Raw genomic sequence first — 25,162 nt, 5'->3', positions numbered from 1 at the left:
TTCGCGCCTCGACCGCTGATTTCACGCCTGCGAGGGCCCGGACCGCTTCGGCGGTCCGGGCCCTTCGGCGTGTGCGGGGCCCGTCGGGCGCCCGGGGCCTGCTGTCAGCCGCCGAGCTTGCGGGCGGCGCTGAAGGCGCCGACGCCGCCGAGGGCGTAGAAGAGGATGTCCATGCCGCCCATGTCTTCCTTCCACGCCTGGTTGACGATGTCGAAGTGGTCGATGAGCACCTCGGTGACCGGCACGTTCGCCACGTCGGAGAACGCCAGGGAGTAGCCGAATATCTGGCCGAGGTAGACGCCGAGGAGCCCGAGGAGGACGCCGACGACCGGGAGGACGGCGTTGCGTCCGCCGATCTTGCCGAGGGCCGCGCCGACGAGGGCGCCCACACCGATGGCGAGGTAGCCGATCTGGCGGCCGTCGGTGGCCTTGAGGATGTAGCCGTAGATGCCGGCTCCGACGAGCATGGCCACGATGCCGAGGAGCACCGCGAGGCCCACATTGCCCTGGCGGACCGGCGCGGGCGGCGGCGGGAAGCCGCCGGGGGCGCCGTACTGCGGGGCGCCGTGCGGGGGCATGCCGTACGGCTGCTGGGGCTGCTGCGGGCCGTAGCCGGGCGGCGGGGGTTGCTGCCCGTACGGGCCGGGCTGCTGCGGCTGCTGGCCGTAGGGGTTCGGCTGCTGCGGCGGCTGCTGCCAGGGCTGATTCATGGTGGTGTCCCCCGTGGGTGAAGAAGATGAGCGCGAGAAAGTTGCAGAGTGTGAAGCGTGGGCCACAAGCTAGCAGCCGGGCCTGACAGCGCGACAAGAAAACCCGGTGGTCCCCGACATGACCCGGGCCGACGCACTGTCACCGACAGCGAGCGGGCCGCTGTGAACTCCGCATAAACGTTCGACCATAGGGAATAATGGCAACTTATGGCACAAAGCAAGTCGTTCAGCGGCAGGGACATGGGCATCGACCTCGGCACGGCGAACACGCTCGTGTACGTGCGGGGGAAAGGAGTGGTGCTCAACGAGCCATCGGTGGTCGCGGTCAACGCCGCTGACGGCGGAGTGCTCTCGGTCGGATCCGAGGCCAAGGAGACCATCGGCCGTACCCCTTCGAACATCGTGGCCATCCGGCCGCTGCGCGACGGCGTCATAGCCGACTTCGAGATAGCCGAGCGGATGCTCCGGCACTTCATCAAGAAGGTCACGGGCAACCGCCGCTTCTCCCGCCCCCGCGTCGTGGTGTGCGTGCCGTCGGGCATCACCGGCGTCGAGCGCCGCGCGGTCATCGAGGCTGCGACGCAGGCCGGGGCCCGTCAGGTGCATCTGATCGAGGAGCCGATGGCCGCGGCGATCGGCGCGGGCCTGCCGGTCAGCGAGCCGACCGGCTGCATGGTCGTCGACATCGGCGGCGGCACCACCGAGGTCGCCGTGATCTCGCTGGGCGGCATCGTCACGGCTCGCTCGGTGCGGACCGCGGGCGACGCCATGGACACGGCCATCACCTCGTACGTGAAGAAGCACTACGCCCTCGCGATCGGTGAACGGACCGCGGAGGAGATCAAGATGAGCATCGGCTCGGCTTCTCCCACGGCCTCCTGGACCGCGGCCGGGCTCAGCGCGCTCGCCAAGCAGCTGGAGAAGAACGACGGCCTGGAGGACGTCGGCGGCGACCCGGAGGAGACCCAGGGCCTGCTGCCCCCGGACCGCTTCACCATTCGCGGCCGCGACCAGGTCAGTGGTCTGCCCAAGACGCTGGAGCTGACGGCCGACGAGGTCCGGCACGCGCTGACGGAGCCCGTGGACGCGATCGTCATGGCCGTGCGGCAGACCCTGGACGAGACCCCGCCGGAGCTCGCGGGCGACATCATGGACCGCGGCATCGTCCTGACCGGCGGCGGCGCGCTGCTGCGCGGCCTGGACGTACGGCTGAGCAAGGAACTCGACATCCCGGTGCTCGTCGCCGACGAGCCGCTGGACTGCGTGGCCGTCGGCACGGGCCGCTGCGTCGAGGACTTCGCCTCGCTCAGGACGGTCCTGGACGCGCAGCCGGGCCGGCTGCTCGGGACGGGCCGGCTGTAGGGACGCGGGGCGGGCCGGTCCGGCGTTCTTCCCCCGGTGTTCGCCAGGGAGACGCCGGGCCGGCCCTTTTCGTCGTCGGCCCGGAGCGTTTCGCCGTCAGCCGGTGAACGATCAACCTTTTGCGTGGTCCGCGTGACTGGTCCCCCTACAACCGGTGTGCCGCTCCCGCGGGGCTCGCGCCGCGGGTGTCCAGCAGCAGCTGCGCCTTGACCGCCAGTCCTTGCAGGTCGTAGGTGCGGTGGGGCTGGAGAAGGACCGTCAGGTCGGCGATGGCCGCCGCCTCGTAGAGGCAGTCGGCGCGGGGCACCGGGCGGCCGAGGACCCGCCACTGCGGGACGTACGGGTCGTGGTAGCTGATCTGGGCGCCCAGCTCCATCAGCCGGGAGGCGATCTCACGGGCGGGCGAGCCCTCCTGGTCGCCGGTGTCGGCCTTGTAACCGACGCCGAGCAGGAGCACGCGTGCGCCGCGCGCCGACTTGCCGTGCTCGTTGAGGAGCGTGGCGCAGCGCTGGATGACGTAGCGCGGCATCCGGCCGTTGACCTCCTGCGCGAGCTCCACCATCCGCAAGGGGTGGCCGAGGCTGCGGCCCTTGTAGGAGAGGTAGTTCGGGTCGATGGGCACGCCGTGGCCGCCCACCCCGGGCCCGGGGCGGAAGGCCTGGAAGCCGAACGGCTTGGTCTCGGCGCAGCGCACGACGTCCCACAGGTCGACGCCGATGTCGTGGCAGAAGACCGCCATCTCGTTCGCGAGCGCGATATTGACGTGCCGGTAGTTGGTCTCCAGGACCTTGACCGCCTCCGCCTCGCGGGGTCCGCGGGCGCGGACGACCTTCTCGCAGATCCGCCCGTAGAAGGCGGCGGCGGCCTCGGTGCAGGCGGGGGTGAGGCCGCCGATGACCTTGGGGGTGTTGGTGTAGCCGTGCCGCCGGTTGCCGGGGTCGAAGCGGCTGGGCGAGTAGGCGAGGTGGAAGTCCCGGCCCGCGCGCAGGCCGGAGCCGGATTCGAGCAGCGGACGGAGGTAGTCCTCCGTGGTTCCGGGGTAGGCGGTGGACTCCAGGAGCACAGTGGTGTGCGGGCGCAGCCGGGCGGCGAGCGCGCGGGCGGCGTCGCCGATGGCGCCGAGGTCCAGCGCCCGGTCCTCGCCGAGCGGGGTGGGGGCGCAGATCACCGCCGTACGGACCCTGCCCAGCTCGGTGTCCTCGGTCGTGGCGCGGAAGCCGGCGGAGAGCATGCGGCGGACGCCGGCGGCGGTGAGCGAGCCGTCGGCGCCCTCGGTGGGCAGCCGGCCGGCGCGGAGTTCGGCGACGGTGTGCGGATCGGGGTCGTAGCCGACGGTGGCGATGCCGGCGGCCGTGGCGGCCTGGGCGAGCGGGAGGCCGAGGTGGCCGAGTCCGAGGACGGCGAGATCTGCGGGCATGGCGGGCGGTCCTTCCCGGAGGGGTCCTGCTGGCCGGTCCTTCCCGGCGGGCGTCGGTCGGAGGGCACTCCGGAGGCCCGGAGGGCTCTTCCGAGGGGTGGGCCCGGAGGGGAGGCGGACGGCCCCACGGGCGGATGGGGCCGATCCCCGGACGAGTTACATCAGGTTAAGCGGATATATGACTGTTATCCGGGATTACCGCGGCGCGGCTCGTCTCCGACACGGCCAAAGCGGCCGATCTGGTGCAGCATCGGAGGGGAACGGGTGCCCGGCAGTCCTGGTGCCCCCGGTGGCCGCGGCCGCCGGGGCGGCAGTGAGAGCGGTCAATCGGGAGGCAGCAGTGAGGACAGCGACACTCGGGCCGGCCGAGCGCGGCGAGGCGCTCGCCCGGATGGCGGAGCGGGAACTGGACATCCTGGTGGTCGGCGCCGGCGTCGTCGGCGCGGGCACCGCGCTCGACGCGGCCACCCGCGGGCTCACGACCGGGCTCGTCGAGGCGCGCGACTGGGCGGCGGGGACCTCCAGCCGGTCCAGCAAATTGATCCACGGCGGGCTGCGCTATCTGGAGATGCTCGACTTCGCCCTCGTGCGCGAGGCGCTCAAGGAGCGCGGACTGCTGCTGGAGCGGCTGGCGCCCCACCTGGTGAAGCCGGTGCCCTTCCTCTACCCCTTGCAGCACCGGGGCTGGGAGCGCTTCTACGCCGGCTCGGGCGTGGCGCTCTACGACGCGATGTCGGTCTCCTCGGGCCACGGGCGGGGGCTGCCCACCCACCGGCACCTCACGCGCAAGCGCGCGCTGCAGGTCGCACCCGCCCTGAAGAAGGACGCGCTGGTGGGCGCCCTGCAGTACTACGACGCCCAGATGGACGACGCGCGCTACGTCACCACCCTGGTGCGCACCGCCGCCGCCTACGGCGCGGACGTCGCCAACCGGGCGCGCGTCGTCGGCTTCCTGCGCGAGGGGGAGCGGGTGGTCGGGGCCCGGGTGAAGGATCTGGAGCAGGGCGGCGAGTTCGAGGTCCGCGCCCGGCAGATCGTCAACGCCACGGGGGTGTGGACCGACGACACCCAGCAGCTCATCGCGGAGCGCGGACAGTTCCACGTACGGGCGTCCAAGGGCATCCACCTCGTCGTGCCCAAGGACCGCATCCACTCCACCACCGGGCTGATCCTGCGCACCGAGAAGAGCGTGCTGTTCGTGATCCCGTGGGGCAGGCACTGGATCATCGGCACCACCGACACCGACTGGGACCTCGACAAGGCGCACCCGGCTGCCTCCAGCGCCGACATCGACTACCTGCTGGAGCACGTCAACGAGGTGCTCGCCGTGCCGCTGACCCGCGACGACGTCCAGGGCGTGTACGCCGGGCTGCGCCCGCTGCTGGCGGGGGAGTCGGACGCGACCAGCAAGCTCTCGCGCGAGCACACCGTCGCCCACCCGGTACCGGGGCTCGTGGTCGTGGCGGGCGGGAAGTACACCACCTACCGGGTGATGGCGAAGGACGCCGTGGACGAGGCGGTGCACGGTCTGGCCCAGCGGGTCGCGGAGTGCGTCACCGAGGACGTGCCGCTGGTGGGCGCCGAGGGCTACCGGGCCCTGTGGAACGGCCGGGCGCAGATGGCACAGCGCACGGGCCTCCATGTGGCGCGCGTCGAGCACCTCCTGAACCGCTACGGCTCGATGGTCGACGAGGTGCTGAACCTCGTCACCGCCGATCCGAAGCTGGGCGAGCCGCTCGGCGGTGCCGAGGACTATCTGCGGGCGGAGGTCGTCTACGCCGCCTCCCACGAGGGGGCCCGCCATCTCGACGACGTGCTCACCCGCAGGACACGGATCTCCATCGAGACCTTCGACCGGGGCACGCGCAGCGCGCGGGAGGCCGCCGAGCTGATGGCCGGGGTGCTGGGCTGGGACCGGGCGCAGACCGACAAGGAGGTCGAGCACTACGAGAAGCGCGTGGAGGCGGAGCGCGAGTCGCAGCGGCAGCCCGACGACCAGACGGCGGACGCGGCGCGGCTGGGCGCCCCCGAGGTGCAGCCGCTGTAGGGCGGTGCGATGCGGTCGATGCGGTGTGGTGCCGGATGTCCGGTCCGCCTGTCCGGTCCTGCCTGTCCGGTCCCGCCTGTCCCGTCCGGGCGTCCGGTTCGTCAGGCTTTCGGGCAGAACTCGGCGGTCAGGAGGGCCCTTTCGGCCGCCGGGTCGACGGGGGCGTCGCTGTTGACGCGGTAGCTGACGAGGTGGCGCCCGTCCGTCGTCCCGAGCGTCTGTACGTACGAGCCGCTGATCTCGCCGTTGTGGCCCCACAGGGTGCGGTGGCAGGGCAGCCGCACGGGGAACAGCCCCATGCCGTAGCGGCCGTAGGCGTCCGTCGTGTCCCGCATCTGCCGCAGCGCCGGTGCGGGCAGAAGGGTGCCGCGCAGCAGGGCGCCGAAGAGACGGTTGAGGTCGGGGAGGGTGGAGACCAGCTCGCCGGCCGCGCCCGCCGAGGACGGATTGAGGTCGGTGGCGTCGGCGGTGCGGTCGCTGCTCGTCGGTGTGCCCGTAGTCGTGCCCGTCGTCGTGTAGGCGCGGCCGTGCGGGGAGGGCAGCCTCGTGCGCGTGCCGGGGAAGCTGGTGCCGGTGAGGTGCAAGGGGGCGATGACACGCCGGTAGGCCTCGGTGGCGTAGGAGTGGCCGGTGACCTGACGGATGACCATACCGAGGAGCAGGTAGTCGGTGTTGGAGTAGCGGTACCGCTCACCGGGGGCCGCGTAGGGCGGATGCGCGAGGGCGGTCCGTACCAGTGCGTCGGGTTTGTGGGTCTCGAAACGGTGCGCGGTGAAGCCCGGACCGAAGAACCGACGGAAGAAAGCACGGTCGTCGGTGTAGGAGAACAGCCCGCTGGTGTGCGTGAGGAGTTGGCGGACCGTGACCCGGCAGCCGGGGGTACGGCTGTCGCTGTCGCCGGGGCAGGGCAGCAGGGCGGCGGTTCGGGCGGGCAGGTGCGCGGTGACCGGGTCGTCGAGGTCCAGCTTGCGCTCGGCGGCGAGCTGGAGGGTGACGGTGGCGATGACGGTCTTGGTGATGCTGCCGACCCGAAAGCGGTCCGTGGGGCGGATGGGGCGACCGGTGCGTACGTCCGCGACGCCCGCCGTGTGGAACCGGACCCCATGAGCGTCTTGTGACAGCTGTGCCGCACCGGGAACCGTTCGCGGGGAAACGAGGTCTTGGACAGGAGGCCGGGCGGCGGTGCCACTGCCCGCCGACCCCACGGATACCGTCACGGCGCAGGTCAGGGCGGTCATGGTGGAGGCGAGGCGCACGAGGGCGGTGTGCGTCGACATGTGCTCATCATCCATGGGCACTCGGACCCTGGCCTTCCACCGGTCCGTGGATGAGAGACAATGGTCGCTCTGCCAGGGTCGGTTGGTCGCAGAGCTGATTGCCAGAGGGGACGCATGTCGGAGGCGGAGCAGACGCAGGGCACGGCAGGGCGCCTCCTGGCCGGGCGGTACCGCCTCGGGGGCATCCTCGGTCGTGGCGGCATGGGTACGGTCTGGCGGGCGACCGACGAGACGCTCGGGCGCACCGTCGCGGTCAAGGAGTTGCGCTTCCCGGCCAACATCGACGAGGACGAGAAGCGCCGTCTGATCACGCGCACGCTGCGTGAGGCGAAGGCCATCGCCCGGATCCGCAGTGCGGGTGCGGTCACCGTCTACGACGTGGTCCACGAGGACGACCGCCCGTGGATCGTCATGGAGCTCATCGAGGGCCGTTCGCTCGCCGATGTCATCCGTGAGGACGGACCGCTCAAGTGGCGACGGGCCGCGGAGGTCGGACTGGCCGTCCTCGACGTGCTGAGCGCGGCCCACCGCCAGGGCATCCTGCACCGCGACGTGAAGCCGTCCAACGTCCTCATCGCGGACGACAACCGTGTCGTCCTCACCGACTTCGGCATCGCCCAGGTCGAGGGCGACCCGTCGGTCACCTCGACGGGCATGCTGGTCGGCGCCCCCTCGTACATATCCCCGGAGCGGGCGCGCGGCCAGAAGCCCGGCCCGCCGGCGGACCTGTGGTCGCTGGGCGGCCTGCTGTACGCGGCGGTCGAGGGCGTCCCCCCGTACGACAAGGGGTCGGCCATAGCGACCCTCACCGCCGTGATGACCGAGCCGCTGGGCCCCCCGCGGAACGCGGGTCCGCTCGAAGGCGTCATGTACGGACTGCTCGCCAAGGACCCGGCCAAGCGCCTGGACGAGGCCGGTGCCCGGGCCCTGTTGACCGATGCGGTCAACGCCCCCGACGAACGGCTGCCGAAGGCCCCCGAGGCCTCCCCGGCCCTGGACGCCACACAGGCGATCGCCCTGCCGTCCCCCGCCGAGATGCGCTCCGGCACCCGTCCGTCCTCCGGGGCGGGTACGGGAGCGGCGGCGGGTGCGGGCTCGGCGTCCGCTTCGGCGTCGGGCTCACGCAAGGGCGACACCCGTGCCTCCGCCGCCCCGGCTGCCGGCTCGCGCGCGACGGACGGGGCGGGCGACCGGATGCGGGGCGCGTTCAAGTCCGTCCGGGATGCGGCCTCGGGCACCGGCGCGAAGCCGGCCCGACCGGCGAAGCCCGCGCCCTCCATACCGTCCGCCCAGCGGCAGACGGGCCTCGGCCGGTCCGGAAGCGGCGGCGGCGCCCACCCCGCCCGTCCCGGGCGGGCGTCCATCACGGACGTCGTGTCCCGTCGCACGCTGCTGGCCGTGGCGGTCATCGTCGTGCTGGCCATCATCGGCACCGTGCTCGCCATCACGCTGAACAGTGACGGCGACGACAAGGGCGCCACGGGCGGCACCAAGGGCGGCACGTCCAAATCCGTCGGTGACAAGGCCACTTCCTCCCTCACCGAACAGGGTGCCAAGGGCGCGGACGCCGCGTCACCCGGGACGGGCAAGGACAAGAAGGACAACGGCGACACCTCGAAGGACGAGGACGACGCGTCCTCGGACGGCGACGACCTGCCCGACGGATACACGGCGGTCAAGAACGCCGAGTACCACTTCAGCATCGCCATGCCCAAGGGGTGGCGGAAGACGGGCACCGCCGGGGCCCACTCCGGGGCGATCTACAGCCAGTCGGGTGGCTTCCCGCGCCTCCAGGTCGACTTCGGTTCCCACCCGGGCTCGGACGCCGCCGCGGCCTGGCGCGATTCCGACTCCGCCGCCAAGAGCGGCGGCATGCCCAACTACCGCGGCCTCGGCGTCGAAGAGGTCGAGGACTGGGACGGTCACGACTACCCGACCATCGCCGACTGGACCTTCGAGCGCGACCAGAAGGACAAGCGCGTCCAGGTCGTCAACCGGGGCTTCAAGGTGGACGACAAGCGTGGCTACGCCATCATGGTGACGTGCGAGAAGGGCAAGTGGTCCGACTCGGAGTGCGAGAAGCTGCGGGAGACGGCGTTCAAGACGTTCCAGCCCGCGTGAGCGACCGGAGCCCCGTCACATACTGAGCCGTACGCGCCCGAAGAGACGGGTTCGGCACGTATCGTGAGTCCCCGTGAACCATACGCAGCCGCAATAAGCAGCTAAATGACCGACTTTGATGGTCATTCGAGCGATGGTGTGGATCGCGCGCTTGGGGAGGCGTCGTGGACGACTATGCGGGTCGGGTGCTCGCCGACCGCTATCGCCTGCCGCTGCCGCCGTCCGACGCCTTCGAACTGGTGGAGACGCGGGCCTACGACACGTACAGCGGCCAGGAAGTCCTCATCCGGCAGATCCCCCTGCCGGAGGTCGTCGACGCGGAAGTCCTGGGCAACGACGGCCCGTACGAGGGTGAACGCGCCGTCAGGACCGGGGACGGTCACGGGGCCGAAGGTGGCCGCTCCGAGGTTCTTGGTACGGGCGGGCTGACGGGCCAGGGGCCCGGTGATCCGGCGGTGCGCCGGGCTCTGGTCGCCGCCACCGCTGCCGCGCAACTCCCCGACCATCCCCGTCTCGACCAGGTCTTCCACGTCTTCGTCGAGGCGGGCAGCCTATGGATCATCAGCGAGCTGGTATCGGCCCGCCCTCTGGCCGCCCTGCTCGCCGAGCGCACACTCTCACCGCACCGGGCCGCCGAAGTGGCCGCCGACGTCCTCACCGCGCTGCGTGCCCTCCACGCCCAGGGCTGGACCCACCGCAACATCACGCCCCGCACCGTCCTCATCTGTGACGACGGCCGTGCCATGCTCACCGGCCTCGCCGCGGGCGCGGCGGAGGAGGCCCTCTGCGGCCACGACCCCGTCCCGGTCGGCCCGGGCGGCGCGGTCGGACCGCTCGGCGCCGGGCAGGGGGCCGGTGGTGACTCCGCGGGGCAGGCCGGACCGCAGCCAGGTGCCGCGACGGGCGGACGTGCGGCGATCGCGACGCCCCGCGCCGGGGTGGTCCCGCCGCGACAGGCGGGGACCGCCCCGACAGGCTCCCCGTACCCACGGCTCCCGGACCAGCCGGCCCCGGGGCAGGGGTCGGTGGCCGGAGGCCGGGCGGGCGGCCACGAGCAGGACGCCGCCCCGGACGACCGGGCGCCCCGCGCCGGGGCGATCGCCGCGTACCGCGCGGGCGCCCGGGCCGCTGCCGCCCGCGCGGCAGCGGAGACCACCCGCCGGCCGTCGACCACCTCGTCCACCTGGGGCGAGGGCGACACCGCCGGTGGGGCCGCCGCGCCCGTCCCCGCGCAGAACGGCCGCGAGCGCGGCACGGGCGGCTGGTCGCGCACCGCCGGGCCGGGCAGCGCGCTCGCCGCCGAGCGGGCGCGGCAGGCGCGCATGGTGGTGGTCGGTGCCGTCACCGAACGCTGGGCACCCGAGCAGGCCCATCCGGTGCAGGAGAGCTGGCAGCTCGCCCCTCCCGTGGGCCCCGCCGCCGATCTGTGGGCCCTGGGCGTGCTGCTCTTCCGCGCGGTGCAGGGCCATGCCCCGTACCCGGAGGAGAGCGCGGCCGAGCTGGTGCAGCTCGTCTGCGCCGAACCGCCCGCCTACGCCGAGGAATGCGGAGCGCTCCGCCCCGTGGTCGAGTCGCTCATGCGCAAGGATCCGACCGAGCGTCCCGAGTGCGAGGAACTGCGCGGCTGGCTGCGCTCACTGATCCGCTCGGCGCCGGAGCCGGACCTCGGCAGCCGGACGGTCACCGTGCCGTCGATCGGCGCGAGCCTCCCCACCGACCCGCGTCGGCTGCCGCTCATCCGGCGGCGCGGCGAGCTCGTACGCCGCCGTCGAGGCCGCGGCTTTGGTGCCGTGGACCCGGCGCCCGTGCACGGGCGGCACAAGAAGACGGCCGGGGAGCTGCCGGCGGAGGAGCTCGGCGAGTGGGACGAGGAGGCCCCCGGAGGGCGGCCGGTTCCCGACCGTGGTGACGACCGGGCCGCGTCGCAGGGCAAGGCTCGCTCCATGGGCTCCACGGGGCGGACCCGGGAGCGGCGAGGGGGTGCGCAGCGCTCACCCCGGCACCTCGGGCGACTGCTGCTCGGCCTGATCCTGCTCCTCCTGGCCGGCGCGGTGCTGTACGCGCTGCTGTTCATGCCGCGCGCCGACGAAAGCGCGGACCGGGGGCAGACGGACCGTACGGGCACGGCGGGGCTGCGGAGCGCCGTCCCCAACCAGCCGGGGACGAACGGCAGGACGGCCCAGTCCGACCGCTCCGGCACACAGGAGGCGCGCACCACCGAACCCCATGGCGTCGCCAAGGGCTACACCCTGCGCCAGGACCCCAGGGGCTTCTCCGTGGCCGTCGCCGAGGACTGGCAGCGCCGTGGCGAGAACGACCGGGGCCAGGTCGTCTACGTCGGCGGCGACTACGAGCTGATCGTGGTGCCCGGCCGGGACAAGGTGTCGGAGTTCGGCGGCGATCCGCTGGCCTACCAGGGCAAGGAGCCCGAGCTGGAGCCCTACCGCTCCTCCTCCTGGTCGGGCGCCTCCGGACTGCGCCGTATCGACGTCGGCAAGAGGGCGATGGCGGAGGGCACGTTCAACTGGAACGACAGCAGCGGCCGCCAGGTCTACGTGCGCAACGCCGCGATGATCCTGGCGGGCCGCTATCACGTGGTGCAGGTGATCGGCCCGATGGACGGGCAGCGCTCGGTGGACGGCTTCTTCGACCAGGCCAGGTCCACCTACCGGTTCACGGGCTGAGCGCTGCTGCCGAGCAGTCCTGCAAGCGGCCCGTCAGTCGGAGAAGCGTTCGCGCAGCTTGTACTTGAGGACCTTGCGGAGCGTGTCGTTGCGCGGCAGCTCGTCGACGAGCTCCAGCTGCTCGGGCATCTTGTGCACGGACAGTCCCGCGCTCCGCAGGTGGGCCGTGATGTCGTCGAGCCTCAGTGGTTCGGCGCCGGGTGGCTGCTGGACCACGGCGCAGACCCGCTCGCCGCGTGCATCGTCGGGAAGGCCGATGACGGCCACGTCCTCGACTGCGGGGTGTTCGTGGAGCAGCCGCTCGACCTCCTGGGCGGAGATGTTCTCGCCCTTGCGGATGATGATGTCCTTGGTGCGGCCGGTGAGCACGAGGTGGCCCTCGATGGTGAGCCGGCCGAGGTCCCCGGTGATGAGGAAGCCGTCCGGGTCGAAGGCCTCGGCGGTGTGGGCGGGGTCGAGGTAGCCCTGGCAGACGGCCTCTCCGCGCAGCCGTATCTCTCCTTCCGTGCCGGGCGGGAGCGGCTTGCCGTCGGTGTCGACGACGCGGATCCGCATGTCGGCCGGAGGGCGTCCCTCTGTGGTGGCCAGTTGCTCCGGCGTGTCGTCCGGCGACCCCATGGTGATCATCGGCGCTTCGGTCATGCCGTAGCCGTGGGTGAGCGCGCACCCGAGCTCGTCGACCACCTCGTGGTAGAGCGCGGGCGGCTTCGGCGCGCCACCGCCTGCCATGAGGCGGAGGGTGGGGATGAGCTTGCGGGTGGGGTCCTTGCGCTGTTCGGCGAGGAACAGGGCGTAGAAGGCGGTGGATCCCCCGGCGACGGTGACGCCGTTGCGGCGGTAGGCGTCGAGCGAGCCCGGCAGGGCGAAGTGCTCCAGGAGGATGCTCGGGAAGCCCCGGAGCAGCAGCATCACGGTGTAGTCGGGGCCGGCCACATGCGCGTAGGGGAAGGCCATGGACCCGACGTCGTCGGAGGTCAGGCGCAGCGCGTCGGCGAGACAGGCGCCGGCGGCGATGAGGGACCGGTCCGTGTGGAGCACGCCCTTGGGCTCGGAGGTCGTGCCGGAGGTCCAGTAGATCCAGCGGACGGTGGTGCCCTCGGTGGGAGGGGGCGGGAGTGCCCGGGGGTCCGCCTCCGGGAGGTCGTCGTAGGCCGTGAGGACGAGGGGCGGTGACGGCAGCGTGAGGGCGAGGCGGTAGGCCATCGCGGAGTGGTCGAAGCCCCGCCAGACACCCGGCACCGCGAAGAACTCCGCCTGGGTCGCCCGTAGCGCGTGGCGGACCTCGCGGTCGCGGTAGAAGGGGATGAGCGGGGTCTGTACGGCCCCGAGCCGGGCCAGCGCGAAGGCCAGGACCACGGTCTCGATACGGGTGGGCAGCTGCCAGGCGACCCGGCTGCCCGGCCGTACGCCCAGCCCGTGCAACCAGGCGGCGACGCGCTCCGCGCGGCCGCGCAGCTCCCCGAAGGTCAGCCGCCGGTCGGCAGCCGTGCCCTCGGCCGCCGGCTCGTCGGCCTGGATGAGGGCGATGGCATCCGGGGTGAGCGCGGCCCGGCGGTCGAGGAGCTGCCACAGGGTGCGGGAGGTGACCAGATCGGGGGCGGTGCCGGCCATGAGGTGCCTCCCGTAGGGCTGACGATCTGTCAGGTGTGGCGGGAAGCGTAGGGGCGACCCGGCTTGTCGGTCCAGGGGGCGCGGACTAACCTCGAATCTGATGGAGCGTCAGGAACGCTGGAACCGCGTCGTCGGGTAAGCGAGAGGGAGCCCCTCATGGATCTGCCGCGCATCGTCAGCGTGGACGACCACGTGATCGAACCCGCCCATCTCTTCGAGACCTGGCTGCCCGCCGCATACCGATCCCGCGGCCCCCGCGCCCTGACCGCAGGCATCGGTGAACTCGCCTACGTGGCCGGTAAGTACGTCATCACCATGGACCCCGAAGGGCCGCCCACCGACTGGTGGGTCTACGAGGACCTCCAATTCCCGTACAAGCGCAACATCGCCGCCGTCGGCTTCGACCGTGACGACATGACCCTGGAGGGCATCACCCGGGAGGAGATGCGCCCCGGGTGCTGGGACCCGGCGGAACGCCTGAAGGACATGGACCTCAATCACGTCGAGGCGTCCCTCTGCTTCCCCACCTTCCCGCGCTTCTGCGGGCAGACCTTCGCGGAGGCGCACGACAAGGAGGTCGCGCTCGCCTGCGTGCGTGCCTACAACGACTGGATGGTCGAGGAGTGGTGCGGCGACAGCCGAGGGCGGCTGATCCCGCTGTGCCTCATCCCCCTCTGGGACGTCGGCCTCGCCGTCGCCGAGATCCGGCGGAACGCCGCCCGCGGCGTACGGGCCGTGACCTTCAGCGAGATCCCCACCCACCTCGGACTGCCCAGCATCCACTCCGGGTACTGGGATCCCTTCTTCGCCGTCTGCCAGGACACCGGCACCGTCGTCAACATGCACATCGGCTCGTCCTCGCAGATGCCCGCCGCCTCCCCGGACGCGCCGCCCGCCGTGCAGGCGTCCCTGTCGTTCAACAACGCCATGGCGTCGATGATGGACTTCCTCTTCAGCGGCGTCCTCGTCAGATTCCCGAGCCTCAAACTCGCCTACAGCGAGGGGCAAATGGGCTGGATCCCCTACGCCCTGGAGCGCGCCGACGACGTATGGCAGGAGCACCGGGCCTGGGGCGGGGTGCGCGATCTGATCCCCGAACCGCCCTCCACCTACTACTACCGGCAGATCTTCTGCTGTTTCTTCCGCGATAAACACGGGGTCGCCTCACTCGATGTGGTGGGCCGCGACAACGCGACCTTCGAGACCGACTACCCCCACGTCGACTCGACCTTCCCGCACACCAAGGAAGTCGCACTCGACCACATGAAGGGCCTGGACGACGAAACCGTCCACAAGGTGATGCGGGGAAACGCGATCCGGATGCTCGGCCTGGATCTGGATGACCGCGCCCCGGATACGCGCGTGGGGCCGCCGGCGCCCGGGCCCGATCGACCGGCCGGGTGAGAGCCCCATGGATCTCACCTTCGCCGAGGAAGAGGAAGAGTTCCGGCGACGGCTGCGCACATGGCTGGGCGAGACACTGCCGAAGCTGCCCGCGAAGCCGCCGCCCGATCACTGGCCGGCGCGGCGCGCCTATGACTGCGCCTGGCAACGCGCGCTGTACGACGCCGGATACGCCGGACTGCACTGGCCCACCGACGCCGGGGGACAAGGCGCCACCCCCACCCAGCACCTGATCTTCCTGGAGGAGACGGAGCTGGCGGGCGCGCCCTACGTCGGTGCCAACTTCGTGGGCCTCCTGCACGCCGGGCCCACCATCGCCGCGGAGGGAACGGCCGAGCAGCGGGCGCGCTGGCTGCCGCCGATCCTGCGCGGCGAGGAAGTGTGGTGCCAGGGTTTCTCCGAGCCGGACGCCGGCTCCGACCTGGCCTCACTGCGCACCCGAGCGGTCCGGGACGGCGACGCGTACGTCGTCACCGGCAGCAAGATCTGGACCTCGCACGCCGAGGTCGCCGACTGGTGCGAACTGCTCGTCCGTACGGACACCTCGGCCCCCAAGCACCGGGGGATCTCCTGGCTCGCCCTGCCCATGGACACCCCCGGGGTGACCGTCCGCCCGCTGCGCACCCTCGCGGGCTCCACCGAGTTCGCCGAGTTGTTCCTCGACGAGGTGCGGATACCGCTCTCGTACCGCGTCGGCGCCGAGAACGACGGCTGGCGCGTCACCATGGTCACCCTCTCGTACGAGCGCGGCACGGCCTTCGTCGGCGAGGTCGTCGCCTGCCGCCGCACCCTGGCCCGGCTGGCCCGGACGGCGAAGGAGAACGGCCGGTGGGACGACGCGGTCCTGCGCCGCCGCCTGGGGCGGCTGAACGCCGAATTCGGTGCACTGTGGCGACTCACGCAGTGGAATGTGAGCGAGGCCGAGCGGGCGTCGCCCGAGGGCGGGAGCGCGGTGCCGGGCGTCGGCGGGTCCGTCTTCAAGCTCCGCTACTCCGAGGCGCGACAGGAACTGTACGACGCGGCCGCCGACGTCATCGGCCCGGAAGCGCTGGACGCCGGGCACCCGTGGACGGCGGACCGCCTCTCCGCCCTCTCCTACACGATCGCCGCCGGGACGTCCCAGATCCAGCAGAACATCATCGCCGAGCGCATCCTCGGCCTGCCCAAAGGTCGTTGATCATGGACTTCCGGCTGAGCGACGACCAACGGGCCCTACGGACAGGGACACGGCAGCTCCTGGCGGCGCTGTTCCCCCGGGAGCGGCTTCGGGCGATGGTGGACGCGGGTGGGCCGGGTGGGCCGGGTGGGCCGGGTGAGCCGGGTGAGCCGGTCGGTCCGGTCGGTGCCGGGAGTCCGGGAGGCTCGACGGTGCACGGTGCCTCGGTCCGGGAGCTGTGGCGGGAACTGGGCGACGCCGGCTTCTTCTCCCTGAGGCTGCCCGAGGAGCACGGTGGGACCGGCCTCGGCCTGCCGGAGACCGTGCTCGTCTTCGAAGAGGCGGGGCGCGCTCTGCTGCCCGGCCCGCTGGTCGCCACGCATCTCGCGGCGGGCCTGGTGGAGGGCGCGGCCGAAGGACGGGCGCTGGTGACGGCGCTGGACCGGCCGGGTCCGGTCGAGCACCTCGCCTCGGCGGATGCCGTCCTCCTGCTGGACCGCGCCACCCTCCGGATCCTGCGAACGGATCCGGCCCCGGGCGCAGACACGGTGGCGCTCCCACGCGCGCTGGGGGCCCGGCCTGTGCGGGCGGTCGACCCGACGACACCGCTGCACCTCGTGAGCCAACTGCCGGACGACGTGGGAGCGATCCCTGCCGGCCCCCCCGACGTCGTCCGACTGCGGGGGGAAGCCACCCTGTTGACGGCGGCCCTGCAACTGGGCAGCGCCCTGCGCACGATGGAGATGGCGGTCGCGCACGTCAAGGCCCGATCGCAGTTCGGCCGCCCGGTCGGCGCCTTCCAAGCGGTGCAGCACCTTTGCGCCCGTATGTTCGTCCGTGCGGAAATCGCCCGCTGCAGCGTCTATGCCGCATCACTGACAGTGACATTCGGTGATGTTTCCCAGGCGAAATTGCTCGCCGATACGGCTGCTGTCCGTAATGCCCGTGACTGCCTGCAACTACACGGCGGATTCGGGTTTACCTGGGACGCGGACGTTCATCTGCACCTCAAGCGCGCTTGGGTGAGGGCGGCACAGTGGCAGTCGGCGGCCGAGGCCGAAGAAGGGCTCGCGGAGGAACTCCTGACCGAATTCCCCGGAGGCCTGTCGACCGGCCAGGGCGAGGTGGCCGCGAACGTCGAAATTAGCTCTGAGTGAGCATTGTGACCGAAATGCCCGGTATGTCACTAATAAGCGATCACGCAGCGTCGATATCGGGTTGTGTCCTGCGTGTGACTCGTCACGAGGAGGAGTTCGCCCCGACCTCGGGTACGCTCCCTTGGATGCGAGTGGTTCAGAAGCGCAATTATCCCGGTGCCGCCGATATGGCGGCGCCGAACGCGGGATTGTCTGCCGCTCGCGTCGGCTCGGGGGCCGCGATTCCCCGATGTTCGAGTCCCCGCAGCGTGCGTCGCACAGTATGCAGTACGCATACTCCTTTGCGCCGGAATATGCCTGAAGCGCTTGTTGGGGTGACTCTACGTCAACCATGCTGTCTCGGAAGGAGATCACGTTCCGTGACCTCTCGGAGACGCGAGGCGTTGTGTCCGCCGGTTCGGATGGTGTGAGCGGTGCAGGTGCTTCAGATGCAGATGGAGGTTCGGGCCGACCCCGCGGAGGTGGGGCGGGCTCGCAGATGGGCGCGGTCGCGCCTTGCAGGTACCGGCATAGGGATGGACGAGCCCCTGGCCGAAACGCTGATCCTGCTCATCTCGGAGCTGGTCACCAACGCCGTGGTGCACACCGGCTGTCCGGCCGTCCTGCGCATGCTCTTCCCGGGTGCGGGTGGCTCCACCGAGGCCGCGGCCGGGATGTGTCCGGGCACGGTTCGTGTCGAGGTCGCCGACATCAGCGCCCGTCCGCCGCGTCGCCGCTGCGCGGAGGGTGACGACACCGGTGGCCGGGGGCTGGAGTTGGTGGACGGCCTGGCCGACCGCTGGGGCTGGCAGCCCGAGGGCGCGGGCAAGCGCATCTGGTGCGAGGTCGACCGCGGGGAGCCGCTCTGGGTCGGCGCTTTTGAGCCGCCGCGCGCCGTCACAAATCGGGCGTAGTCGACAAAGTCCAGACCAGGTGTTGACGTGAAGTGTTCGCGTGATCACCCTTGGACGCAGCGATTCGTTGCGAGGGGACGTCGAGAGGTCCGTGTTGTGGGGCCGGCTTGGCGAGTGCGGGTCGCGGCCCGGCGCGGCATCAGGGCAGAGGCGCCGGAGCTGGGTGGCGGCGTGTGGTGCCGTGCTCGGGGTGCGCATCAGCGCGCCGCCGCCCGCCCCGCCCTTATGTCCTGTGTGTGACGGCCTGTGTGGCGGCTTGCTCCGCGGTGGGGAGGTCAACGGCCGGAGGCCCGAGGTCATGCGGCCCGGGGCGAGAGGGTCCGGGTGAGAGGGCTCGGGCTAGAGGATCGCCACCGGCGCCACCGGCGCTCCCGTCCCACCCATGAAGGGCTCGGGTGTCGCCGACAGGAGGAACGCATAGCGATTCTCCTCCGCGCACGCCTCCGACAGTTCCTCCAGGTTCCAGTTCTGCCCCTGCAGCATGCCCATCTCGACCAGGTCGAGCGCGTGTACGGGCAGCCATAGATTCTCGAACTCCGGTGGGAATGCCTCGAACGTCAGGGTGTCATTGGCGACGGCGGCGACATCGCGGGCGTGGAACCACTCCGGCGTACGAATCGACAGTCCGGGCGAAGGAAAGGCGTACGCCTCCCTGTCACCTGCCAGATATCGCTGGATCTGGCCTGTTCGCACCAGGACGATATCGCCCGCCCGCACCGTGACACCGGCCAGTTCTTGCGCCGCGTCGAGATCCTCGGGGGTCACGATGTGCCCGTCGTCGAGCCGCTCGGTCCCCCTGGCCCGCGCGACATCGAGCAGAACGCCTCGCGAGACGACGGGACCTGCTTTCTCCATGCCACTGAAAGCGGCACGGCCGTGCGCGGTGATCGAAGTCGCCGGGCGGCCGTTGTAGATCTTTCCGCTGTGGGATACGTGGGGGAGAGCGTCCCAGTGCGTGCCCGCCTGAAGGCCCATGGTCACGGTGTCATCGCTGGTGGCGATGGTGTCGGGCCCGAACATCTCCCAATTGACGGCGACCATCGTGTGGAGCGGATTGACCCTGCCGGGAATCATTCCGGTCTGCACCCCGTCCTGCCGGAGCGGCAGGGCCAGCGGAACGCGGCGACCCGTCGTCACGGTCGCGGCGGCGGCGCGCACGACCGCACCGGTGATGAGGTTGAGGGTGCCGATCTCATCGGCCGCCCCCCAACGTCCCCAGTTGTTGACGCGCTTGGCGATCTCGTGGAACTCGGACGGCAGTGGCATGAGAACCCTTCCCGGGATCGGACATCGTCGGCCGTGCCGCGCCAGGACTTCGCGCGACCACTTCGGCGGCGGGTCTTGCGCTCGTGCTCACTCTGCCCAAAAATCTAACGGGCCGTCAGAAACTCCGGGAAGGGGCAGGCCGTGGGGAACTTCTTGGCGGGCAAGGTGGTCGCCGTCACCGGAGCCGGACGGGGAATCGGCCGGGCGGTCGCCCTGGCCTGTGCCGCCGAAGGGGCGAAGGTCGTCGTCAACGACTACGGCGTCTCCGTCGACGGCGGTGAGCCGACCAGCACCGTCGCGGCCGCCGTGGCCGAGGAGATCGAGAAGGCGGGGGGCGAGGCGACCGCCCTCGCGGACGACGTGTCGACCATGGCCGGAGGGCAGCGGATCGTCGACACCGCGCTGGCGCGGTACGGCCGGCTCGACGGCGTGGTCTGCGTGGCGGGGATCCTGCGGGAGCGGATGCTCTTCAATATGACCGAGGAGGAGTGGGACCCGGTCATCGCCACGCACCTGAAGGGCACCTTCACCGTCTTCCGGGCCGCCTCCGCGCTGATGCGCAAGCAGGGCAGTGGCACCCTCATCGGATTCACCAGCGGCAACCACCAGGGCAGCGTCTCCCAGGCCAACTACTCCGCCGCCAAGGGCGGCGTCATCTCGCTCGTCCGCAGCGCCGCCCTGGGCCTGAACAAATACGGGGTCACGGCCAACTGCGTGGCTCCCGTGGCCCGTACGCGGATGTCCGCCAACGTCCCGATGGAGCTGACGGAGATCGGCGAACCCGAGGACGTGGCACCGCTGGTCATCTATCTGCTCAGCGAGCGGGCCCGCGAGGAGGGGATCACCGGCCAGGTCTACACGGTGGCCGGCCCCAAGATCGCGGTCTGGGCACAGCCGCGCGAACTGCGCGCGGCTCACGCGGAGGGAGGCTGGACCCCTCAGCGGATCGCCGACGTCCTGCCGGGAACGGTCGGCACGGACCCGATGCCCATGCTGGCCCGGCTGGAGTCCATGGCGAAGGCAGCCGCGGCCAAGGCCCGTCCGAACGCGTGACCTCCCAGGGATCTCGGATCAAGGCGTCGGTGAGGGGAGAGGGCAGGCGTGGACTTCGCATTCGGTCCGGAGGACGAGTCGTTCCGGGAGACCGCCCGGGCCTGGCTCGCCGCACACCTCGCCGGGGAACCGGCCCGGGCCTCCGGCCGGGCCTGGGAGCGCGAGCTGGGTGCGGACGGCTGGATCGGTCTCGGCTGGGACCGTAACCGTGGTCGCTTCGGCAACCGGGCCGCGACGTTGACCGAACAGGTCGTGTGGGCGGAGGAGTACGCCCGCGCCCAGGCCCCCGCGCGGGTCGGCCATATCGGTGAGAACCTCCTGGCCCCCACCCTTCTCGCCCACGGCGACGACGCCCAGCGGGCCCGGTTCCTCCCCGCCATCGCCCGCGGCGAGGAGCTCTGGTGCCAGGGCTACAGCGAGCCCGGTGCGGGATCGGACCTCGCCTCGGTACGCACCGCCGCCGTGCGCGAGAACGGCAGCGGAACGTACCGGATCACCGGGCAGAAGATCTGGACCTCGCTCGCCCATGAGGCGGACTGGTGCTTCGTCCTGGCCCGCACCACCGAAGGGTCGCAGCGCCACCACGGGCTCTCGTTTCTGCTGGTGCCGATGGACCAGCCCGGCCGGATCGACGTCCGGCCGATCCGGCAGATGTCGGGGACATCCGACTTCAACGAAGTGTTCTTCGAAGGCGCGGTGGCCGCGGCCGACCACCTCGTCGGCGGCGAGGGGAACGGCTGGCGGGTCGCCATGGGCCTCCTTGCGAGGGAGCGCGGCGTCTCCACACTCGTCCAGCAGATCGGCTTCGCCGCCGAGCTGACACGCGTGGTCCAGCTCGCCCTGGAGACCGGTGCCGCAGAGGAGCCGGTCGAGCGGGATCGGCTCGTGGGGCAGTGGGCCGCGTTGCAGACCATGAGATGGAACGCCCTGCGGACGCTGGGCAGGGCGTCGGACGCCGGGGCGCCAAGCGTCGCGAAACTGCTGTGGGGAGGCTGGCACCGGTCCCTCGGCGAACTGGCCATGCGGGTGCGGGGCGCAGTCGCCGCGGTCGCCCCGGCTGACTGGAGGCCCGACCGCCCTTATGAACTGGACGCTGTCCAGCGTCAGTTCCTCTTCTCGCGCGCCGACACCATTTACGGCGGCTCGGACGAGATCCAGCGCACCATCATCGCCGAGCGCGTCCTCGGCCTGCCGAAGGAGTTCCGTCCATGACGGCATACGGGCACTGGATCAACGGCGCCTGGCGTACGCCGGGAAAGGGGCACTATCCAGTTGTCAATCCGGCGACCGAACAGGTCGTCGGGGAGGCCCCGGAGGCGACTCCCGCCGAAGTCGCCGATGCCGTGACCGCCGCGCGGGCCGCCCAGGACGGCTGGTCCCGTACGGATCCGCGCGAGCGCGCGGCCGTGCTGGACCGGATAGCGGATCTGCTCATCGAACGCGGAGGGGAGCTGGCGACTCTCCTCCAGGCGGAGACGGGCGCGACGCGACGCATCGCCTCGACCCTGCAGGTGACCCCGGCCGTCGACCGCTTCCGCCGCTACGCGCGGGGCGCGGCGGAACCGGATGTCGTCCCCCTCGGGCCGCGGGCCACCCGGGCCAGCGCACTCGCCCCCGGCGGCCTGATCGGCGCCGCCGCGATCCGACGCCCGGTGGGCGTCGTCGGCTGCATCACCTCCTACAACTTCCCGATCGTCAATCTCGCGGGTAAAGCCGCCCCGGCCCTGGCCATGGGCAATACGGTCGTCTCCAAGCCGGCCCCGCAGGACCCGCTCGGCTGTCTCGAGCTGGGCCCGCTGTTCCAGGAGGCCGGACTTCCGGACGGCGTCTTCAACGTCGTCACCGGCTCGGGTCCTGCCGCGGGGGAAGCGCTGGTGGCCCACCCCGAGGTCGACATGGTGAGCTTCACCGGCTCCACCGAGGTGGGAAAGAAGATCGCCGAGTCCGCGGGGAGGTCGATGAAGCGCACCCTGATGGAGCTGGGTGGCAAAGGCGCTGCCATCGTCCTGGCTGACGCCGACGACAAGGCGGTCTCGTCGGCGATCGGGGCGGTCGGTTCGGTCTGGTCCTTCCACAGCGGGCAGGTCTGCACGGCGCCGACCCGCGTGCTCGTCCATCGGTCGATGTACGAGAAGGTCGTCACCGGCCTCACACATTACGCCCGATCGCTGACGGTCGGTAACCCTGTGGATAACTCCACGGTCGTCGGCCCGCTGATCTCCGCCGCGCAGCGCGACCGTGTCGAGGCGTACATCGCCGGCGCCCGTGACCAGGGCGCCCGCATCGTCACCGGCGGCTCCCGGCCCGACCTCGCACCCGGCTTCTACGTCGCGCCCACCCTCATCGCCGACGTCACACCCGACATGACCGTCGCCCAAGAGGAACTGTTCGGCCCGGTCGTGGCCGTCATCCCCTTCGACGACGAGGACGAGGCGGTCCGCATCGCCAACGGCACCTCCTACGGCCTGTACGACTACGTCTTCAGCGCCGATACCGGTCGGGCCTGGGCCCTCGCCGGCCGTCTGCGCAGCGGGAACGTCGGCATCAACACGGCCCAGCGCCATCCCGAAACCCCCTTCGGCGGCTTCAAGGACAGCGGTATCGGCCGCGACGGCGGTTCCTTCGGGCTGCACGCGTACAGCGAACTCCAGTCCGTCGTCTGGTCCTCCTGACGAGACCCCGGGAAGGCCGCACAGCCGATTCACCCCGTACCGCTTTCTGAGAGGAGACCAGCCATGCGAGGCGTCATCTTCGACGGCAAGCGGCCCCACGTCGTCGACGACCTGGAGGTGCGCGCCCCCGGGCCCGGTGAGGTCCTGGTCGCCGTCACCGCCGCCGGGCTCTGCCACAGCGACCTGTCGGTCATCGACGGGACCATTCCCTTCCCCGTCCCGGTCGTCCTCGGGCACGAAGGGGCGGGCGTGGTCGAGGCGGTCGGGGCGGGCGTCGCACACGTCGCGCCCGGTGACCACGTCGCGTTGTCCACGCTGGCCAACTGCGGCACCTGCGCCGACTGCGACCGGGGGCGGCCGACCATGTGCCGCACATCCATCGGCATGCCCGGCAGACCGTTCTCGCGCGGCCGCGAGAGACTCTTCCAGTTCGCCTCCAACTCGGCCTTCGCGGAGTACACGGTCGTCAAAGCGGTCCAGGCGGTCAGGATTCCGCCCGATGTGCCGCTGACGTCCGCGGCCCTCATCGGCTGCGGTGTGCTGACCGGGGTCGGAGCGGTCCTCAACCGCGCGAAGGTGGCCCAAGGCGACTCGGTGCTCGTCATCGGCACGGGCGGCATCGGGCTCAACGTCCTGCAAGGGGCTCGGCTCGCCGGGGCGTCGACCGTTGTCGCCGTCGACGCGAACCCGGCCAAGGAACCGGTCGCCCGGCAGTTCGGCGCGACCCACTTCATCGACGCGGCCGCCGTCCCCGACACCTCCGACGCCGTCCGGGAGATCCTCCCGAGAGGAGCCGACCACGCCTTCGAGTGCGTCGGCGACACCCGGCTCGTCCGGCAGGCGATCGACCTGCTCGACCGGCACGGTCAAGCGATCCTGCTCGGGGTGCCGCCCGCCGACGCCGAAGCGGCCTTCCTCGTCTCGTCGTTGTATCTCGACAAGGCGATTCTCGGCTGCCGCTACGGCTCCTCACGGCCTCAGCGGGACATCGCCCTCTACGCCCGCCTGTATCGCGAAGGCCGACTGCTGTTGGACGAGCTGGTCACCAGGACCTACCCGGTGGAGGATTTCGCCGACGCGGCGGACGACGCGCGACACGGCCGTATCGCACGCGGTGTCCTGACCTTCCCCGGCTGACCGGGGCGGATGCCCCCTCGCCCGGGTCCCCACGTCCGCCGGGTGACGTCAGCGCCGGGCACTCGCGGGTGCCGTCCGGAACGTGCGGCGGTAGACGGTCGGTGACACACCGAGCGCCGCTTGCAGATGCTGCCGCATGGACGAGGCCGTTCCGAAGCCCGCGTCCCGCGCCACCTGGTCCACGGAGAGGTCGCTGTCCTCCAGCAGATGCCGTGCGCGTTCCACCCGCTGCTGCGTCAGCCACTGCCCGGGGCTGATGCCGACCTCCTCACGGAAACGGCGCGTGAAGGTCCGCACGCTCATCGCCTCCTGGGCGGCCATGTCACGCAGCTGGATCGGTTGGTGCAGCCGGGCCAACGCCCAGGCGCGGGCCCCCGTCGTCGTGGCGAGCTGCGGCTCGGGCACGGGTCGCCGGATGTACTGGGCCTGGCCGCCGTCGCGGTGCGGCGGTACGACGCTGAGCCGGGCGACCTCGTTCGCCACGGCGGTGCCGTGGTCGCGGCGCACCATGTGCAGGCACAGGTCGATGCCGGAGGCGACGCCCGCCGACGTCAGCACGTCGCCGTCGTCGATGAAGAGGACATCGGCGTCCACCCGGACCGCCGGGAACAGCCGCTGGAAGTGTTCGGTACTGCTCCAGTGCGTGGTGGCCGGCCGGCCGTCGAGCAGTCCGGCGGCGGCGAGGACGTACGAGCCCGTACAGATGGACACCATGCGCGTGCCGGGTCGGATGCCGGCGAGGGCGGCGGCCAGGTCGTCGGTGAGCCGTCCCTCGGTATAGGCCGGGCCGAGCCGGTAGGAGGCGGGTATGACGACCGTGTCGGCCTCGGCGAGAGCCTCGGGTCCCTGGTCGACGGTGATCGAGAAATCCGCGTCGGTGCGGACCGGTCCGGGAGCGAGCGCGGCGGTCACGATCTCGTAGAGCGGCTCATGGGTGGCGGATCGTGCCCTGCCGAAGATGCGGGAAGGGATGCTGAGTTCAAAGGGGATCACACCGTCCAGAGCCAGGACGACGACCCGGTGCGGCCGGCCAACGGCGGGTGCCTCGGTGCTCTCGGTTCTCCGGGAACTCGCGCCGGACACGCGCCCACCCTCACCGGAGGAGACACCGGGACGGCCGGCGATATCCGTTTCCGTGGTCTGCCACATGCTCCTACGCCCCTCGTCCGGTTCCCGCTCGGCCCTGCCCCTGACT

18 protein-coding genes are annotated in these 25,162 nt (G+C 71.5%); 12 read left to right on the top strand and 6 right to left on the bottom strand.

What is annotated here, in order from left to right; translation table 11 throughout:
• Positions 1-104: 104 nt before the first annotated feature.
• Positions 105-710, bottom strand: coding sequence for a hypothetical protein (locus tag AB8O64_RS15700; protein WP_370419736.1), 606 nt, complete (start codon positions 708-710; stop codon positions 105-107).
• A 207-nt stretch (positions 711-917) separates the two neighbouring features.
• On the opposite strand from AB8O64_RS15700, the gene AB8O64_RS15695 reads away from it, so the two are divergent.
• On the top strand, positions 918-2,072 hold the full coding sequence (locus AB8O64_RS15695) for a rod shape-determining protein (RefSeq protein ID WP_130879041.1): 1,155 nt from the start codon (positions 918-920) through the stop codon (positions 2,070-2,072).
• A gap of 145 nt (positions 2,073-2,217) precedes the next feature.
• On the opposite strand, the gene AB8O64_RS15690 is transcribed toward AB8O64_RS15695, so the two are convergent.
• Complete coding sequence (locus AB8O64_RS15690; RefSeq protein WP_365205253.1) at positions 2,218-3,489, bottom strand: nucleotide sugar dehydrogenase; 1,272 nt, start codon at positions 3,487-3,489, stop codon at positions 2,218-2,220.
• Between the two features lie 340 nt (positions 3,490-3,829).
• Between AB8O64_RS15690 and AB8O64_RS15685 the strand changes: the two genes are divergently transcribed.
• Positions 3,830-5,536: a glycerol-3-phosphate dehydrogenase/oxidase gene (locus tag AB8O64_RS15685; RefSeq protein ID WP_370419735.1), complete on the top strand. Its 1,707-nt coding sequence runs from the start codon at positions 3,830-3,832 to the stop codon at positions 5,534-5,536.
• Between the two features lie 101 nt (positions 5,537-5,637).
• On the opposite strand, the gene AB8O64_RS15680 is transcribed toward AB8O64_RS15685, so the two are convergent.
• Positions 5,638-6,813: a serine hydrolase domain-containing protein gene (locus tag AB8O64_RS15680; protein WP_370419734.1), complete on the bottom strand. Its 1,176-nt coding sequence runs from the start codon at positions 6,811-6,813 to the stop codon at positions 5,638-5,640.
• A 114-nt stretch (positions 6,814-6,927) separates the two neighbouring features.
• On the opposite strand from AB8O64_RS15680, the gene AB8O64_RS15675 reads away from it, so the two are divergent.
• Both AB8O64_RS15675 and AB8O64_RS15670 read left to right on the top strand, forming a co-directional pair.
• Positions 6,928-8,934, top strand: a complete 2,007-nt coding sequence (locus tag AB8O64_RS15675; RefSeq protein WP_370419733.1) for a protein kinase — start codon at positions 6,928-6,930, stop codon at positions 8,932-8,934.
• 164 nt (positions 8,935-9,098) lie between these two features.
• A complete protein-coding gene (locus AB8O64_RS15670; RefSeq protein ID WP_370419732.1) occupies positions 9,099-11,618 on the top strand; it encodes a protein kinase in 2,520 nt (839 codons plus the stop codon).
• A gap of 33 nt (positions 11,619-11,651) precedes the next feature.
• On the opposite strand, the gene AB8O64_RS15665 is transcribed toward AB8O64_RS15670, so the two are convergent.
• Positions 11,652-13,229, bottom strand: a complete 1,578-nt coding sequence (locus AB8O64_RS15665) for a class I adenylate-forming enzyme family protein (RefSeq protein WP_370419731.1) — start codon at positions 13,227-13,229, stop codon at positions 11,652-11,654.
• Between the two features lie 156 nt (positions 13,230-13,385).
• Here AB8O64_RS15665 and AB8O64_RS15660 point away from each other — a divergent pair, with 156 nt between their 5' ends.
• The 4 genes from AB8O64_RS15660 (at position 13,386) to AB8O64_RS15645 (ending at position 17,839) form a co-directional block, all read left to right on the top strand.
• On the top strand, positions 13,386-14,633 hold the full coding sequence (locus AB8O64_RS15660) for an amidohydrolase family protein (protein WP_370419730.1): 1,248 nt from the start codon (positions 13,386-13,388) through the stop codon (positions 14,631-14,633).
• Between the two features lie 7 nt (positions 14,634-14,640).
• Complete coding sequence (locus AB8O64_RS15655) at positions 14,641-15,810, top strand: acyl-CoA dehydrogenase family protein (protein WP_370419729.1); 1,170 nt, start codon at positions 14,641-14,643, stop codon at positions 15,808-15,810.
• 2 nt (positions 15,811-15,812) lie between these two features.
• The gene (locus AB8O64_RS15650) at positions 15,813-16,946 is read left to right on the top strand and encodes an acyl-CoA dehydrogenase family protein (RefSeq protein ID WP_370419728.1); all 1,134 of its coding nucleotides are present in this window, start codon (positions 15,813-15,815) and stop codon (positions 16,944-16,946) included.
• A gap of 413 nt (positions 16,947-17,359) precedes the next feature.
• A complete protein-coding gene (locus AB8O64_RS15645) occupies positions 17,360-17,839 on the top strand; it encodes an ATP-binding protein (RefSeq protein ID WP_370419727.1) in 480 nt (159 codons plus the stop codon).
• Positions 17,840-18,178: 339 nt separating this feature from the next.
• Here AB8O64_RS15645 and AB8O64_RS15640 read toward each other — a convergent pair whose 3' ends face one another.
• The gene (locus tag AB8O64_RS15640) at positions 18,179-19,105 is read right to left on the bottom strand and encodes a cyclase family protein (RefSeq protein WP_370419726.1); all 927 of its coding nucleotides are present in this window, start codon (positions 19,103-19,105) and stop codon (positions 18,179-18,181) included.
• Between the two features lie 141 nt (positions 19,106-19,246).
• Between AB8O64_RS15640 and AB8O64_RS15635 the strand changes: the two genes are divergently transcribed.
• From AB8O64_RS15635 to AB8O64_RS15620, 4 genes are all read left to right on the top strand, one after another.
• Positions 19,247-20,158 carry an SDR family NAD(P)-dependent oxidoreductase gene (locus AB8O64_RS15635; RefSeq protein WP_370419725.1) on the top strand — a complete coding sequence of 304 codons (912 nt, stop codon included), beginning with the start codon at positions 19,247-19,249 and terminating at the stop codon, positions 20,156-20,158.
• Between the two features lie 48 nt (positions 20,159-20,206).
• Entirely contained in the window at positions 20,207-21,370 is a 1,164-nt protein-coding gene (locus tag AB8O64_RS15630; protein ID WP_370419724.1) for an acyl-CoA dehydrogenase family protein, read from the top strand.
• Positions 21,367-22,830, top strand: coding sequence for an aldehyde dehydrogenase (locus tag AB8O64_RS15625; RefSeq protein WP_370419723.1), 1,464 nt, complete (start codon positions 21,367-21,369; stop codon positions 22,828-22,830). The genes AB8O64_RS15630 and AB8O64_RS15625 overlap by 4 nt, the downstream gene beginning before the upstream one ends.
• 63 nt (positions 22,831-22,893) lie before the next feature.
• A complete protein-coding gene (locus AB8O64_RS15620; RefSeq protein WP_370419722.1) occupies positions 22,894-23,967 on the top strand; it encodes a Zn-dependent alcohol dehydrogenase in 1,074 nt (357 codons plus the stop codon).
• Positions 23,968-24,015: 48 nt separating this feature from the next.
• On the opposite strand, the gene AB8O64_RS15615 is transcribed toward AB8O64_RS15620, so the two are convergent.
• A complete protein-coding gene (locus tag AB8O64_RS15615) occupies positions 24,016-25,050 on the bottom strand; it encodes a GlxA family transcriptional regulator (RefSeq protein WP_370419721.1) in 1,035 nt (344 codons plus the stop codon).
• Positions 25,051-25,162: the final 112 nt, after the last annotated feature.

Origin of the sequence: Streptomyces sp. QH1-20 (assembly GCF_041283565.1) — a bacterium.
GTDB classification, from domain to species: Bacteria; Actinomycetota; Actinomycetes; order Streptomycetales; family Streptomycetaceae; genus Streptomyces; species Streptomyces syringius.
The sequence above is the reverse complement of the archived record's forward strand: the minus strand, read 5'-3'. Positions and strand labels throughout refer to the sequence as shown.